Genomic DNA, 14,598 nt, shown 5'->3' on the forward strand with positions numbered 1-14,598 from the left:
ATTTAAATAAAAAACAATTGGAGTGGATTACAAGTTATGCAAGCAAGAGAGAAATTACGGAATATCGCAATTATTGCCCACGTTGACCATGGTAAAACGACATTGGTTGACAAACTGCTACAACAATCAGGCACGTTCCGCGACCATGAAGCAGTGCAAGAGCGCGCAATGGACTCAAATGACATTGAGCGTGAACGCGGTATTACGATTTTGGCAAAAAACACAGCAATCAATTACAAAGACTACTTGATCAACATTGTTGATACACCTGGACATGCTGACTTCGGCGGCGAAGTTGAGCGTATCATGAAAATGGTTGACGGCGTTCTTTTGGTTGTTGATGCATTTGAAGGCTGTATGCCGCAAACGAAATTCGTTTTGCGCAAAGCGCTTGAGTCAAACCAAACGCCAATCGTAGTAGTTAACAAAATTGACCGTCCAAATGCAAGACCTCAAGAAGTTGTAGATGAGGTTCTTGACCTGTTTATTGAACTAGGTGCAAATGACGCTCAACTTGAGTTCCCAGTAGTTTATGCATCTGCATTGATGGGTACTTCAAGCCTTGACCCAGAAAAACAAGATGAGAACATGGAAGCACTTTACGAAACAATCGTAAGCAACATCCCGTCCCCAACTGAAGATACAGAACAGCCATTGCAATTCCTTGTAACTTTGCTTGATTACAACGAATACCTTGGCCGTATTGCAATCGGTCGTGTTAACCGCGGCATGATTAAACAAGGGCAATCCGTTGCTGTTATGACTCGTGAAGGCGGAGTTAAGCAAGCAAGAATTGAGAAACTGTTTGGTTTCGTTGGTTTGAAGCGTGTTGAGATCGAAGAAGCAGGAGCGGGCGATATCGTTGCGATTGCTGGTATTCGTGAAATCAACATCGGAGAAACCATTGCAGATCCACAAAATCCAGAAGCGTTGCCGGTTCTAAAAATCGATGAGCCAACACTTCAAATGACTTTCCTCGTTAATAACAGCCCGTTTGCAGGCCGTGAAGGAAAATGGGTAACTTCCCGTAAACTTCGTGAGCGTCTATTCAAAGAGCTTGAGACAGACGTAGCACTTCGCGTTGACGAAACAGACAGCCCTGATGCTTTTGTCGTTTCAGGTCGCGGTGAGCTTCACCTTGGTATTCTTATCGAGAACATGCGTCGTGAAGGTTTCGAGCTTCAAGTATCCAAGCCTGAAGTAATCATTAAGGAAATCGATGGTTCGAAAGTAGAGCCTTACGAGCGTCTTCTTATTGATTTGCCTGAAGAGAGCATGGGCGCAGTAATGGAGAGCCTAGGAACTCGTAAAGCAGAAATGATCAACATGATCAACAACGGCAACGGCCAAGTGCGTCTAGAATTCAAAATCCCTGCTCGCGGCTTGATTGGTTACCGTACACAATTTTTGACGTTGACACGCGGCTACGGCATTATGAACAACGCTTTTGACAGCTATGGACCTCTAGCTGGCGCTGGTGTAGGCGGCCGTCGCCAAGGCGTTCTTGTTGCAAGTGAAAATGGTGTATCAACATTCTACGGTATGATGGGCGTAGAGGATCGCGGTATTCAGTTCTTGGAGCCAGGTACAGAAATTTATGAAGGTATGATCGTTGGCGAGCACACTCGCGAGAACGACATCATCGTAAACATCTGTAAAGTAAAACAACTGAACAACATTCGTTCAGCAGGTAAAGACGATACCGTAACATTGAAGAGCCCGCGTCTATTCTCACTTGAGCAAGCGCTTGAGTACTTGAATGATGATGAGTTCTGTGAAATTACACCGAAGACGATTCGTCTTCGCAAGAAAATTTTGAACAAAAGCGAGCGCGAACGTGCGGACAAAAACCGTAAAAATGCGCAAGCAAGCGTGTAAGATTAGTTTTCTAAATGAACGTAAGGTTTTGCTCTGCAAAGCCTTACGTTTTCTTTAAAATATAAGTGGGATTATAAGTTGCTTAACTTATAATCCCACTTATATTTCACAGTGTAATGCCTACTGTGCAACTAAAGCACGGCGAAAGCCGTTTACAATGAATGAAGGAGGAATACGATATGCAAGCATGGTTAAGCGATCATAAGCTAGTCTCTTATTTAATCATTCTGGGTTTTACGATATACATATTCAATAAAGTATTTCGTGCACAGCAGAAGCTTCCGTTATTTAAAGAAATTTTAGTGTATACATTGATTGCCTTCGGCTCTTTCGTTCTAATGATTTTGCAGGTGGACAAGCTGCCAATCATTCAATGTATGGGAGTAGCCGTTCTTATGATGCTTATGCTCCGTGGTCGTCAATTGTACGACAAATGGAAGGGCAACAAACCAAATGACAGTCAATCTCCAAATGCGGAATCCGGCAAATGAAGTTCGAGGACGCACTATTCAACTGGCTTCAAATCAAGCTGGTTGCTGATGCTCGTCCCGATGACAATGCAGCATTTGAGACACTATCGTTTTTTGAGCAAATATTGACGGAGGATCATGGGTTGACGGAATTTGTAATTACGAAGACAGATGATACGATGGTTCATGTGAAATACGAGAAGGATGGCCGTACCAAACTTCAGCTTTATCCTCGTGAGCTGGGTGAACAGCTCTTGACGGATATTGAATCCAATCCCAAATACAACTGAACTTGAAGGTGGATCATATGAGTAAAGGATCAACAGCATTACCACCAAGAACGGGCTCTCGTCCACCAGCAAAACCAAAAAAGCAGAAGCCGCGAAAAAAACGTTCGGCAATGAAAATCTTTTTCACATTGCTATTTTCAATACTTCTGATCGTAGCTGCGGGTTTAACTTATTTGGTCTTGCAAGCGGATAAAGCCATTGATGAAATTTCATCGCCAGTTGATGAAGAGGTTGTTATACCGCCTGGAGAAGCGGTAAATGAGAAGGCAGTTGCCATGCTTCTGATGGGGATCGATGCTCGTGCTCATGGAGGAGGTTTGAATACAGACGTTATGATGGTCGCTGTATTTAATCCGAATTCGAAGAGCGCTACTATCGTTACCATTCCTCGGGATACTAACATTGATATCGAAGGGTATCGAGCTCGCAAAGCCAATAGCTTTTATGCTGATTTCTATATGAATGCGCTCAATAAGAAGAAATTAAGCAAAGAAGCAGCGTATGCAGATGCGAAGCAAGAAGTGCGCAACGTCATGAGCAAGCTGTTCGACATCGACATTAAATACTCTGCAGTTATTAATTTCCAAGGATTCGCTGATGTGGTTGATGCGCTTGGCGGCGTGTCAGTGGATGTAGATAAGCGAATGAAATATAAGGACTCTGCTGATGGTACAAATATCGATTTGGAACCAGGCGTTCAAACGCTAAGCGGTGAGAAAGCACTCGACTTTGTTCGTTACCGGAAATCAAATAATGGGAAAAACATGTCAAGCGACTTTGAGCGCAATGCACGTCAAAGCCAAGTTATCGGAGCACTAACAGACAAGATGAAATCATTTGACGGCGTTACGAAGATTGGGTCCGTCATGCAAGCAGTCGGCAAAAACTTGACGCTGGATATGCCTTCCAAAGAAATAAAAAATATGATGACTACTTATTTGGGTTTAAGCCGCAATGATATTACATTCATCCCTCTTGAAGGAACTTGGAGAAGTCCTTATGTTTATATGGACGAAGAAAAGCTTAAGGAAGCTCGGGCTGCACTTCAAGCAAAAATGGCTGAATAACCGTAGACTATAGCTAATATTATAGCTATAATAAATCTACAGAGGCCATTTTTGAAATCTGTTCAAAAGGAGGTCATGCGAATGACCAATACCGTATCCTTAGTATCCGAGCTACCGATCGAAGTTTTGCATAAGCAATCTATCGTTCTAATGCACAGAATTGATGCGGTTTCTGACGGACTGGCCTTGAACTTTTCTGATGGGCTCAGTGCGAACGACGACGTCGTAAGCTTGTCCACTACCCTTGCGTGCGAGGAACCGAATATGAATATTGCTGCGAACACCTTTGTTGTACAGGTTCTCGCAGCTGTGAAGAAAGCCTAGTGATTGCTCACTAGGCTTTTTGTGTCTTCAGGGATGCCTTTACAATTTCTTATTTATTTTTGGGGCTTGTTTCTCGAGTTCCTGAGGGATGACATCACGCGGCATTTGTGGAATTACTCTGCCGATAATATCGGCCATCTCCTCGGCAAAGCCAGATATCGGTTTGCCACGTCTAATATCGGCGCCGATTTCATTGATTCTCTGGGACATATCGATATCTGCAGTCACGAGTGCATCTATACCGTATGGATCTTTACGGAATGCTTCGGCTACGGCATATTTGATTGTACCGACTCTAGAACGCTCCATCTTGGCGTCTACATCGATGCCAACAATTGCAGTATTCCCGAACACGACACAGTGCGCGTTCGTAACTCCGTCAATTCCTTTGGCCAACTGCTCCAGATGTACCGCAACCTGTTCCGAGTTTTTAATTTCTTTTTTCCTTGGCTCGGTTTGCTGCGTATGGACACGGCCATCATTTCGTGGAGAGGGTGATGTTTCATTACGTGCGACGGTGCTGCAACCTGTCGCAACAATCGCAACAATGATCGCAGAAGTAAGCCATTTGTACATGTTTGACACCTCTTTTTCTCGATGAAAAGCTGATAGTCACCTGTCCGCCATAGTTTACCCGCAGCAGCGATATGCTATGTATGGCCTCTAATGAATATCCAACACCGGGAGGGTTCTCATGAAAAAAATATTCGTGCTCGATACAAATGTGCTGCTTCATGATCCGCAAGCGATTTTTGCTTTCGATGATAATGAAGTCATAATTCCCGCGGTTGTGTTGGAAGAAATTGATTCAAAGAAGAGGTTGGCTGATGAATTAGGACGAAATGCGCGTTCGATCTCGCGTCTGCTCGATAAGATGAGAGAAATAGGCCACTTGCATGAAGGGATTGAACTGCCTAGCGGCGGCTTGCTCAAGGTAGAATTAAATCACCGCAGCTTCATGCGAGTACAAGAAATGTTTGGGGAAATGTCCAACGATAATCGGATTTTGGCGGTTGCGCTGAATTACCATATAGAACAGGAAAATGAGCCGGAGAAACAAAGTATCGTATTAGTTAGCAAGGATGTACTCGTTCGTATCAAAGCTGATGTTCTAGGCTTGCAGGCTCAAGATTATTTATCTGATCGGGTTGTTGTTTCGTCGGAGTTTTATTCGGGCTATATGACGCTTTATGTTCATCCTGCAGTCATAGACGAGTTTTACACTTATCGCTTCCTTACAGTTAACAACATGCACTTGAATATTCGATTAAATCCGAATGAATTTGTGATTTTGCGCGATGAAATGGGAACATCGAAGTCAGCGCTGCTTAAGGTTAGCCAAGACGGGGCAAGGCTTGAGCCTTTATTTTTAAGCAATGATCCGGTTTGGGGAATAACCGCTCGCAATGCTCAGCAGCGCATGGCGCTTGAGCTGCTTCTAAATGACGATGTGCCGCTCGTAACACTTACCGGCAAGGCTGGTACGGGTAAGACGCTTCTCGCGCTGGCAGCGGGTCTTCTGAAGACGGAGGATGAGCATAAATACAAAAAGCTGCTAATCGCAAGGCCTGTCGTACCTATGGGGAAAGATATCGGATATTTGCCAGGCGAGAAGGAAGAGAAGCTGCGGCCATGGATGCAGCCGATTTATGATAATTTGGAGTATTTATTCGATACGAAGAAATCAGGCGACATTGATAAAATATTGATGGGAATGGGCAGCATTCAGGTCGAGGCTTTAACTTACATTCGCGGCCGATCTATTCCCGGGCAATTCATTATTATTGATGAAGCACAGAACCTTACGAAACATGAGGTGAAAACGATTGTTTCAAGGGTCGGTGAAGGAAGTAAAATCGTTCTTATGGGAGATCCCGAGCAAATAGATCATCCTTATCTGGATTCGATAAGCAATGGTTTGACTCATATTGTGGAGCGCTTCAAAGCAGAAGGCATCAGCGGCCATATGACGCTTGAGAAAGGCGAACGCTCCAAGCTAGCCCAATTGGCAGCGGATTTACTATAACGATTGTGCCCCTCTCTGGAGAGGGGCTTTTTTTATTTGCAAAAATATAAGGTTTTTTGGACAAAAAAACAAATTATTGTTATCCTATTTTTAGTAGATTTAAGGATGAAAGGAAGAAGGCTGTGACTCCCAGAAAATACGTGCTGGTTTTATTCGGCACATTACTGTTAGCAGCATTATTACTTATCCCATTCTCACGAAATGCAAACCCTGCAAGCACTGGAAAACCTGACGGGAAAACAAATGTTCAACCCGCTCCCGGTACTCTAGTTGTTGATCAGCTGTCTGACATTACTGTAAGCGTTTCCTTGCCGAACATGCAATATCAACAGCTGCAGGAATTAAACCGGAATTTTATGATGAAATACCCTCATATTCAAGTTGAGCTTTCAAATGAGCCCAATAAGGAAAGAGCATACGAACTGTGGACGCTTCAGAGCCAGCAGAGAGAAGCCGCAGATATTATGCTATTAGATAATGGATGGGTTAGATCATTTGCTGTACGAGGGTTTCTAAAGCCTGCAGACAGCATGATGACAGGTGACACGCTCACCGATCAAATGACAGGATTGCTCGATTCGCTCAGATGGAACGGTTATTTATGGGGCGTACCAAAGGACTTAAACCCGTATATCATCGTTTGGAACTCTGCACTGCTTAAGGAGACAGGTCTTAAGGAGCCTCCTTCTGACTTTGCTTCCTTTCAAGCCGCCGCTTCAAAAATGATCGAGCTTCACCCGCAAGCGAGTATTGTAAACTGGAGTGCAGGCGATTTGCAGCAGCAGCTAACTTGGTTAGCCGCGTTTCAAACGAAACCATCCAACTTGTTGAAATTGCTTCCGCTTAGTGAGCAGCAGACTCAGCAGCTGGAATGGTTTCAACAAATGGAAGTGAATTTGAGCAGAATCGATGTGGATGCAATCAATCAATTAGCAGAGGAGTTTCAAAATAATAATCTGTTTGCAGCTGTAATTCCTTGGAATCAATACGAGCGTTTAAATGAGGATTTGCAAATGAAATTAACGATTGATCGTGAGCAAGTCTATTATCCATGGTTGAATGGACGAAGCTACGCGATTTCCTCCAACAGCGATGAAGAAGAGGAAGCGATGCTTTGGATTGGGGAAATGACCGAATTAATGAATCAACAGATGACCTATGACCGATTTGGCTTTTTACCTGCAAGATCATCATTATATTCGTTTAACAGCTCCCTTCAAAGCGATCAAATTCATATCCCGCCTGCTTGGTGGAAAAATGCGCTGAACACTAAGCTCGCAGATGAAGATCTCCCGATTTCAGATCCAATTTGGCCTGAGAAATGGCGTCAAAGGGAGAAGTTATGGGGAATGTTTTCCGATGGCAATTTTCGATTGGCTGATTATATGAAGTCGCTTGCCGCTTTAGAGTAAAATGAAAACAGCCGGCCTCATTTTGCGATGATGGCAGGCTGTTTTTTTTGCTTAATAGATGAATGATGACAGCAGCTATAACTTTAGGCTGAGTTTGATGGTCAGTTCTCCGTCTTTCATTTCAACAGCATTCGCTTTAAGAAACGAAACGATTAAATCAGGATAAAATCCGAGATCGAATTCCTTCTCGAGCGCACTGCGTGTCGTGTCAGGAAGGGAGAAGCCATTAAATATGAGTTCATCGACATGAAATAGGATGGCGTTTTTGGGATCATTTTCGATCGTATAATGACCGCTGATTTTTATTTCCATGTTGTCGCGTTTTCCTTGAGCAATGACCTTGTCATCAATGAATTCAAAAGAGAAATGATTGAAGATATCATTTTGCTCGCGAAGGAATGTATTTAAATCATCTTCGGGTACTCGAATGGTGTATTGAAAACCTTTTATTTCGAGCAGCTGCTTATTTTCTTGTACCCAGCTTGGCAGCTTCTGCATAGCCTTCGAGAGTGCTCGGAAATATTGTTTCACTTCAGCTATTCCTGCTGTTTCCCAGTAAGAGGTAAGCTCCTTCATCAAAATGCGTATGCGATCGGCATCTGATCTACCAGCTAGCTGCTCGTCAAGCTGCATCTCTAGTGCAACTACGCGTTCTCTCTGCGTTTTGAGCTGTTGTTCAATCGTATTGAGCTCATTCTGCCTAGCTTCAAGCTTCTCATAACCCACTTTAACTTTCTTGTATTGCTCGACATATGTATTCAAGGTATGCTTGTCATGAGTAAGTATAATTTCGGCATAATCCAGCATTTGAAACAACTCCGATAATGAATCGAACGATAAAAGAGCGCTAAGCAAAAAATCTCGTTCTCCCATATAGTAAGCGCGCAGCACATTTCCTGCTTCTTCTTGCTTGTCCGCTATTTGCTGTTCTTGTATGAGCAGCTGCTTCTCCGTGTCCGTCATCGTCAGCATGAGCTGCTGCTTCTGTTCTTGTATGCGGATGATTTCTTTATCGATTTCCACGACAGACAAGCTTTTCTCAAGCAATGCATGCATATCCGCCTCATCAGCCGGCAGAGGCTCAGCCCAAGCGGGAAGCCGAAACAGGAACAAGAAGATGAGTAGAATCGAAGTGGCTGCGATAGAAAATCGATTGCGCCTGGCTGGCAATGTCAACGGCATCGTCCCTCCTCAGCATTCATTTTATGCGGCAATCCATTCTATTATATCTTACAATTGGAAAAGGATGAACCTTATGATGATGGAAAACGAGCTCGCAGCCTCCATTGCGGAAAAAATAGCAGGTGCAAAAACGTATGGCAAGTTTGTAGATGAGGCTGGAGGCTGGAGTTCAGTCAAATGCATCTCTTTTTTTCAATATATGCAGGCATGTCTATATGATCCGCAATATGGTTATTACCTTTCAGGGCCAATTAGAGTGGGCAAGGAGGGTGATTTTTATACGAGCTCAGGCATTGGGCAGGTGCTTGCTGAAGTTCTAGCGAAATATGCGCTGGACTATGCGGCATTAGTGGATAAACCTCTTAAACTAATCGAGTGGGGAGCAGGTACGGGGCGATTGTCTGCTCAAATTGCGGCTGCAGGTTGTGAGCGAGACTTGGATTGGAAAAGAAAAATGCAGCCAATTCTAATAGAGGATCATCCTGCGCATGCTGAGGCAGCGCGGCATGCCTTTGCAGATTTAAGCTTATCGGGTGAAGAACCGCTGCTTTCATCATCAGATGATGCTTGGGGGGAAACCTGGCTTAAGCAGCCAACGATTGTGCTCGCAAACGAGCTGTTTGATGCTTTTCCCGTACACCGTGTGCAGCTAGTGAATGGAGAACTGATGGAGTTAGGTGTTGCCTATCATGATGAGCGTGGCTTCGTTGAGGTTCAAATGCCGCTTACCGATACTCGGATTACAAATTGGCTTAATCGGGATCATATTCAATTGCTTGAGGGGCAGCAAACGGAGGTGCATGCTGGAGCAGTCGATTTCCTTAATAAGCTTGGAGCCGTAATGACTAGGGGACGTGTCGTTATTATTGATTATGGGCATAAAGCGGAGGAATATGCGGCGGAGCACCGGATGCTTGGTACACTTATGTGTTATTCGCGGCATCAGACGAACACCAATCCGTATAGTCGAATCGGGGAGCAGGATATTACTTCACATGTCCCCTTTACCTTTATACATCATTCCGCTGAAGAAAGCGGATTTCGCGTAGCAAGCTATATGACACAAAAACAATTTTTGATTGAGCACGGCGTAATGGATATGCTTCAAAATCACAACAGCACTGACCCCTTCAGCAAAGAGGCGCGAAGGAATAGAGCGATTAGGCAGCTGCTGCTAAGCGATCAGATGAGTGAGACGTTTAAGGTGATGGTTTTGGAAAAAGGATGAATGATATACAAAAAAAGTGTCAGCCCTAAAGGGGCTGACACTTTTTTGTTTAAGGAAAAGAACTCATATGTACTCTTGTTTGTTCTTACCTTAAGCGCATAACGAACCATTATCATATAAGATAATGGCTGTTCTTTCATGGCTTTGATTAAAGCTTGCCTTAGCGTATTTCGCTGACGCCTTTGTTAGAACGGCAAGTCCATCTTGAAGACCGACCAATACGTGAAACCCACGAATGAAATGATCATATATCCCCAGAACATTACAATGTAAGTTCTTTCGGAGAAATTCAAGTAGCCTAGAAATACGAAAGCAACGGCTTGTGCAAAAAACAATAGCGCAAATTCCGTCATATGGCCTGCGAAAGCCATAAGTCCGATTACCAGGGTCCAAAAGCCAAGTACCCGATACATACGTGCCATGATAACATCCCCCTTTCGCTGCGACCCGATTTTCTAATGATCATTATAACGTTTGGTGTAATAAGTGTAAACCAAAATACGTGAAGAAATCGCAAATTTTTTGTTTGCATCTAATTAACTCCTGTTGACTTAGATATAGTTTGCTCAAATATAAGAGCTAACATGTATGAGTAATTGAAAATTTGGTTATACAAATTAGTATCCAATAGATTCTATGAACTCTACCAAGGGCATAGAGATAAAGTAAGCGCCTTTACGTTAGGAGGTTTTTGTTGCATGACAGCAGTTAGACAAGATGCGTGGAGTCCGGACGATGATTTAATTCTCGCCGAGGTTACACTACGCCATATTCGCGAAGGTAGTACTCAGCTTGCAGCATTTGAAGAAGTGGGCGAACGAATTGGGCGTACATCCGCAGCATGTGGATTCCGCTGGAACAGTTGCGTTCGCAAAAGGTATGAGGATGCAATACAAATCGCTAAGCAGCAGCGCCAGAAGCGTAATTATTTAAAAAAACAAACGATTATCGCAACGCCGCATGTTTCATCGATTGCCGTTTTTGAAACGGAAGAACGTGGATTCAAGCAAGAGAGTGGTGCAATCGAGGAAAGTTTATCGGTAGATGCTGTTATTCGTTTTCTCCGTGGATGGAAGACGACCTATCAGGATTTAACTCGCCAACTCAAATGGTATGAGAAGGAACTGAAAGACAAAGAGGAAGAGCTATACCGTTTGCGTGATCAGAATGAGAGATTGTCCAAAGAGGTTAACAATGTTCAAACGGATTACCGTGCTGTGAACGACGATTACAAGACACTTATTCAAATTATGGATCGTGCAAGAAGGCTTACCGTTTTAACGAATGACGATGAAGCTAAGCCGAGATTCAAGATGGATGCTAATGGCAATTTGGAACGGATTGAATAGGTTATAATGCGTAAATAAGAGGAGCTGGCCATGATATGGCCGGCTTCTTTTTCTTTTGCGCTTTTTTATAGAAGAGTCTAGTCGGCTAAACTTGTATTAGTTGCAATATTTTCGGAAAATTTGATACGATGTTTGCTAATATTATTGATGAGCAGCAGCTGGTCGGAAGGAGTGTAAGGTGCAGATAGATGTAGTAGGTGGGGGCTCGTTAGGACTGCTCTATGGAGCAAAGCTAGCAGAAGCAGGGGCGGATGTTACGATTTGGACGCGCAGTGAGGAACAGGCTGATGTGCTTGCTAATCAAGGCATTAGGCTTAAGGAGCTAGATGGAGCAGATGAGAAATCGATTCGTATCAAAAGTTTATGGAGCGGGTCTGTTTCAGAACATAGAGAACGTTATGACGTCACAAAACAGAATGCCGACTATCGCTGGGTGCTGCTGAGCGTTAAACAATCGGATTTGGATGATGCTTTTCTAAATATGCTTGCTTCGCTTCTTGCCAGCTATGTTGGAGAGCCTGTGGCAGTCGTATGTATGCAAAATGGAATTGGGCATTTAGAGCGAATTAAAAGCAAACTTCCTACCTATCCGCTATTTGCAGCGGTGACGACAGAGGGGGCGAAACGACTCGATGTTCGTTCGGTTGAGCATACGGGGAAGGGACAGCTTTGGCTTGGTGAATGGGGAGAAAATGAGCGTAATCAAGATGATTCTCTCGATAACTCGCAAAAAATGTTGATTTCTTTGCTTGAAACGGCAGGATTTACCTCTTTTCTGTCGAAAGACTTGGAGGATCGAATTTTTAATAAGCTGCTGATTAACGCAGTCATTAATCCATTGACGGCAATATTGGATATGGAGAACGGACAGCTGCCGCTCCATCCTGTCGGCGTGAAGCTTATGCAAGCGCTATATGAGGAAACCGAGTTGGTGTTAATAAAAGCTGGAATGAGCTTGCCGGAGAATGGGTGGGAGCTCATTATAAAGGTTTGCAGGCAAACCAGCAGCAATATTTCTTCTATGCTTAGTGACGTAAGAGCTGGCAGAGCGACAGAAATTGATGCCATTAATGGCGGGGTCGTGCAGCTGGCTGAGAAGAATGGGCTGCAAGCGCCGTTAAACCAAGCAATAGTTACGATGATTAAAGCACTAAATCTTAAGTCGACTATGAAGGAGTGAAGGCCGATGGAAATGATTTGGGAAAGCATCAAACATGCATATGCTTATTTGGCTGTAATTCCAATCATACCCTTCACCATCATTTTGTTTGGATATGGAGCATATATTCAGGATCGAAAAAAAGCGTTCCGATTGGCAATGGATGTTACGACAGCCTTATTAATTGGCTGCGTTGCTGTATTGTTTGATGAGCTGTTTAACAGCAGATTCGGGATTTACGGCATATTGCTATTCATGCTGCTTGGCGGAGGATTGCTTGGAAACGCCCAATTTCGCAAGCGCGGCGCAGTGGATGCCAAAAAGATATTTCGGACGATATGGCGGCTAAGTTTTTTTACCATGAGCGTGCTGTACATTGTTTTTATGTGCATCGGCATCGGAAAAATGTTTCTGACTGCTTAACTCAAATAATAAATTGCTAAACGCCTCTCCCGAGCAGAGGTGTTTTTGTTTTGACGGACGGCTTCACCATTGTGTACAATTAAAATGTTCAGTTTTACAATATGAAGTCGTACTAACGACTATTAAGCGGGAGGTTACGGGCTGCGCTATGAGAACAGATACTTATGCATTGCCTATTGCACAGCCTTTGACAGAGGCTTATATACATCAAAACGATGACCGCATTGAAGCTTTATATGGCTATCATGCGGGAGTTGATCAAGATTGGGTTAAACGCTTTAATCGTTTGGAGCAAAGCGGAGAGGTAAGAGCTGATGAAGCTCAAGTAGCTCGCGCGCTTCGTGCTTACAATGAAGCGATTAACGCTGATCCAGAAGTTTTTGCTTCCATTTCTGCGATGGCAGAGGGGGCTCCGGTCGTGGTTGGAGGTCAGCAAGCTGGTTTATGGACGGGTCCGCTGCTTGTCATACATAAAGCGGTATCCATCATAGGTGCAGCCAAAGCTGCAAGTGAGCAGCTGGGGCGGACGGTTGTTCCTGTATTTTGGGTAGCTGGTGAAGATCATGACTGGGATGAAGCGAACCATGCCTACGTTATTACAACGGAGCAGGAGCTTCGCAAGTTGTCAGTTGCGCGTCCTGAAGGTGCGCGTACAGCTGTAAGCCGCACGATGATTGCAGCAGAAACATGGGAAGAGCTGCTTGCTGAGCTTGAACAATCGCTTCCGCATTCGGAGTTTAAACCTGTGATGCTAGAGGAACTGCGCCAAATGTCGGAACAAGCGAAATCATTATCTGATTTTTTTGCAATGATTTTGAGTCATTTATTCGGGAAACACGGCTTAGTATTAATGGATGGCGATCATGAGGATATTCGTCGTATAGAAGCGCCTATGTTCAGGAAGCTGATTGAGAAGAACGATGAATTAGAGCATGCTTATGCTGCTGCTGCAGATAAGGTGAGAGAGCTTGGTTACAGTCTTCAGGCGGATGTAACGGCTGGCAGCTCGAATCTTTTTCTCTTCAACTCGGATAACGGCGAAGAAAGAACGCTTCTTCACAAGAAGGATGGAAAATTCCAAGATCGTAAAGAGCAAGTGTCGCTAACGGAGGAACAGCTCCTTCGGATCGCTGACGAGCAGCCGCAGCAGCTTAGCAATAACGTTCTGACACGGCCGCTTATGCAGGATTATTTATTCCCTGTTCTTGCGACTGTGCTTGGTCCTGGGGAAATAGCCTATTGGGCTTTAACTGGAGAAGCATTCCGCACGCTGAATATGGAAATGCCCATTATCGTGCCGCGTATGTCTTATACTTTAATTGAAGGAACAGTTGCCAAGCACATGGATAAGTATGAGCTTTCCTTTGAGGATGTTATGGAACATTTCGAAGAGAGCAAAGGGAAATGGCTGAAGGCACAAGATGGCTTGTCCATTGAACAGCAGTTTGCCGAAGCAAGAGATACGTTTGAACAGCTATATAAACCGCTTCTTGAGCTTGCAACTTCCGTTCAACCATCGCTCTCTAAGCTTGGGGATACGAATTTGCAAAAAATAGTAGAGCAAATCAACTACATGGGCTCAAAAACGGTAGATGCCTTCAACAAACAATTTGAAGCATCCACACGTCAGCTTGATCGTATCCACCTGTCGATTAACCCGCAGAACAAGCCACAAGAGCGAGTGCTTAATATGGCAGCCTATTGGAATCGTTACAGCCTGATTTGGCTCGATAAGCTGCTTGAAGCGCCATTTAGCCGTACTGGTGGACATGAAATCGTTTATTTATGAA

At 44.0% G+C, this 14,598-nt stretch carries 15 protein-coding genes; 12 read left to right on the forward strand and 3 right to left on the reverse strand.

Going from position 1 to position 14,598, the window contains the following annotated elements:
• The first annotated feature begins 36 nt into the window (after positions 1-36).
• The 5 genes from typA to MHH56_RS13130 all read left to right on the forward strand — a co-directional run bounded on the left by typA (position 37) and on the right by MHH56_RS13130 (position 4,029).
• Positions 37-1,878, forward strand: coding sequence for a translational GTPase TypA (typA, locus tag MHH56_RS13110; protein WP_076268135.1), 1,842 nt, complete (start codon positions 37-39; stop codon positions 1,876-1,878).
• 179 nt (positions 1,879-2,057) lie between these two features.
• Positions 2,058-2,369 carry a YlaH-like family protein gene (locus tag MHH56_RS13115; protein ID WP_339208700.1) on the forward strand — a complete coding sequence of 104 codons (312 nt, stop codon included), beginning with the start codon at positions 2,058-2,060 and terminating at the stop codon, positions 2,367-2,369.
• On the forward strand, positions 2,366-2,638 hold the full coding sequence (locus tag MHH56_RS13120; RefSeq protein ID WP_339208701.1) for a hypothetical protein: 273 nt from the start codon (positions 2,366-2,368) through the stop codon (positions 2,636-2,638). The genes MHH56_RS13115 and MHH56_RS13120 overlap by 4 nt, the downstream gene beginning before the upstream one ends.
• A 17-nt stretch (positions 2,639-2,655) precedes the next feature.
• Positions 2,656-3,705, forward strand: coding sequence for an LCP family protein (locus MHH56_RS13125; protein WP_076268138.1), 1,050 nt, complete (start codon positions 2,656-2,658; stop codon positions 3,703-3,705).
• Between the two features lie 81 nt (positions 3,706-3,786).
• Complete coding sequence (locus MHH56_RS13130) at positions 3,787-4,029, forward strand: hypothetical protein (RefSeq protein WP_339208703.1); 243 nt, start codon at positions 3,787-3,789, stop codon at positions 4,027-4,029.
• 39 nt (positions 4,030-4,068) lie between these two features.
• On the opposite strand, the gene MHH56_RS13135 is transcribed toward MHH56_RS13130, so the two are convergent.
• Complete coding sequence (locus tag MHH56_RS13135; protein ID WP_339208704.1) at positions 4,069-4,605, reverse strand: YhcN/YlaJ family sporulation lipoprotein; 537 nt, start codon at positions 4,603-4,605, stop codon at positions 4,069-4,071.
• A gap of 118 nt (positions 4,606-4,723) precedes the next feature.
• Between MHH56_RS13135 and MHH56_RS13140 the strand changes: the two genes are divergently transcribed.
• Positions 4,724-6,055: a PhoH family protein gene (locus MHH56_RS13140; RefSeq protein ID WP_076268141.1), complete on the forward strand. Its 1,332-nt coding sequence runs from the start codon at positions 4,724-4,726 to the stop codon at positions 6,053-6,055.
• Positions 6,056-6,195: 140 nt separating this feature from the next.
• Positions 6,196-7,467: an extracellular solute-binding protein gene (locus tag MHH56_RS13145; RefSeq protein ID WP_339208706.1), complete on the forward strand. Its 1,272-nt coding sequence runs from the start codon at positions 6,196-6,198 to the stop codon at positions 7,465-7,467.
• A gap of 75 nt (positions 7,468-7,542) precedes the next feature.
• On the opposite strand, the gene MHH56_RS13150 is transcribed toward MHH56_RS13145, so the two are convergent.
• Positions 7,543-8,649, reverse strand: coding sequence for a hypothetical protein (locus MHH56_RS13150; RefSeq protein ID WP_339208707.1), 1,107 nt, complete (start codon positions 8,647-8,649; stop codon positions 7,543-7,545).
• 73 nt (positions 8,650-8,722) lie between these two features.
• Here MHH56_RS13150 and MHH56_RS13155 point away from each other — a divergent pair, with 73 nt between their 5' ends.
• On the forward strand, positions 8,723-9,877 hold the full coding sequence (locus tag MHH56_RS13155; RefSeq protein WP_339208708.1) for an SAM-dependent methyltransferase: 1,155 nt from the start codon (positions 8,723-8,725) through the stop codon (positions 9,875-9,877).
• A 185-nt stretch (positions 9,878-10,062) separates the two neighbouring features.
• Here MHH56_RS13155 and MHH56_RS13160 read toward each other — a convergent pair whose 3' ends face one another.
• Entirely contained in the window at positions 10,063-10,299 is a 237-nt protein-coding gene (locus tag MHH56_RS13160) for a DUF2626 domain-containing protein (protein WP_053375484.1), read from the reverse strand.
• Positions 10,300-10,575: 276 nt separating this feature from the next.
• On the opposite strand from MHH56_RS13160, the gene MHH56_RS13165 reads away from it, so the two are divergent.
• The 4 genes from MHH56_RS13165 to bshC all read left to right on the forward strand — a co-directional run bounded on the left by MHH56_RS13165 (position 10,576) and on the right by bshC (position 14,597).
• On the forward strand, positions 10,576-11,226 hold the full coding sequence (locus MHH56_RS13165) for an RsfA family transcriptional regulator (protein ID WP_076268145.1): 651 nt from the start codon (positions 10,576-10,578) through the stop codon (positions 11,224-11,226).
• Positions 11,227-11,404: 178 nt separating this feature from the next.
• Positions 11,405-12,406, forward strand: coding sequence for a 2-dehydropantoate 2-reductase (locus MHH56_RS13170; RefSeq protein ID WP_339208709.1), 1,002 nt, complete (start codon positions 11,405-11,407; stop codon positions 12,404-12,406).
• Between the two features lie 6 nt (positions 12,407-12,412).
• Positions 12,413-12,808, forward strand: coding sequence for a DUF3397 domain-containing protein (locus tag MHH56_RS13175; RefSeq protein WP_339208710.1), 396 nt, complete (start codon positions 12,413-12,415; stop codon positions 12,806-12,808).
• 148 nt (positions 12,809-12,956) lie between these two features.
• A complete protein-coding gene (gene bshC / locus MHH56_RS13180) occupies positions 12,957-14,597 on the forward strand; it encodes a bacillithiol biosynthesis cysteine-adding enzyme BshC (protein WP_339208711.1) in 1,641 nt (546 codons plus the stop codon).
• The last annotated feature ends 1 nt before the right edge of the window (position 14,598 follow it).

The organism is Paenibacillus sp. FSL K6-3182 (assembly GCF_037976325.1).
GTDB lineage: Bacteria > Bacillota > Bacilli > Paenibacillales > Paenibacillaceae > Pristimantibacillus.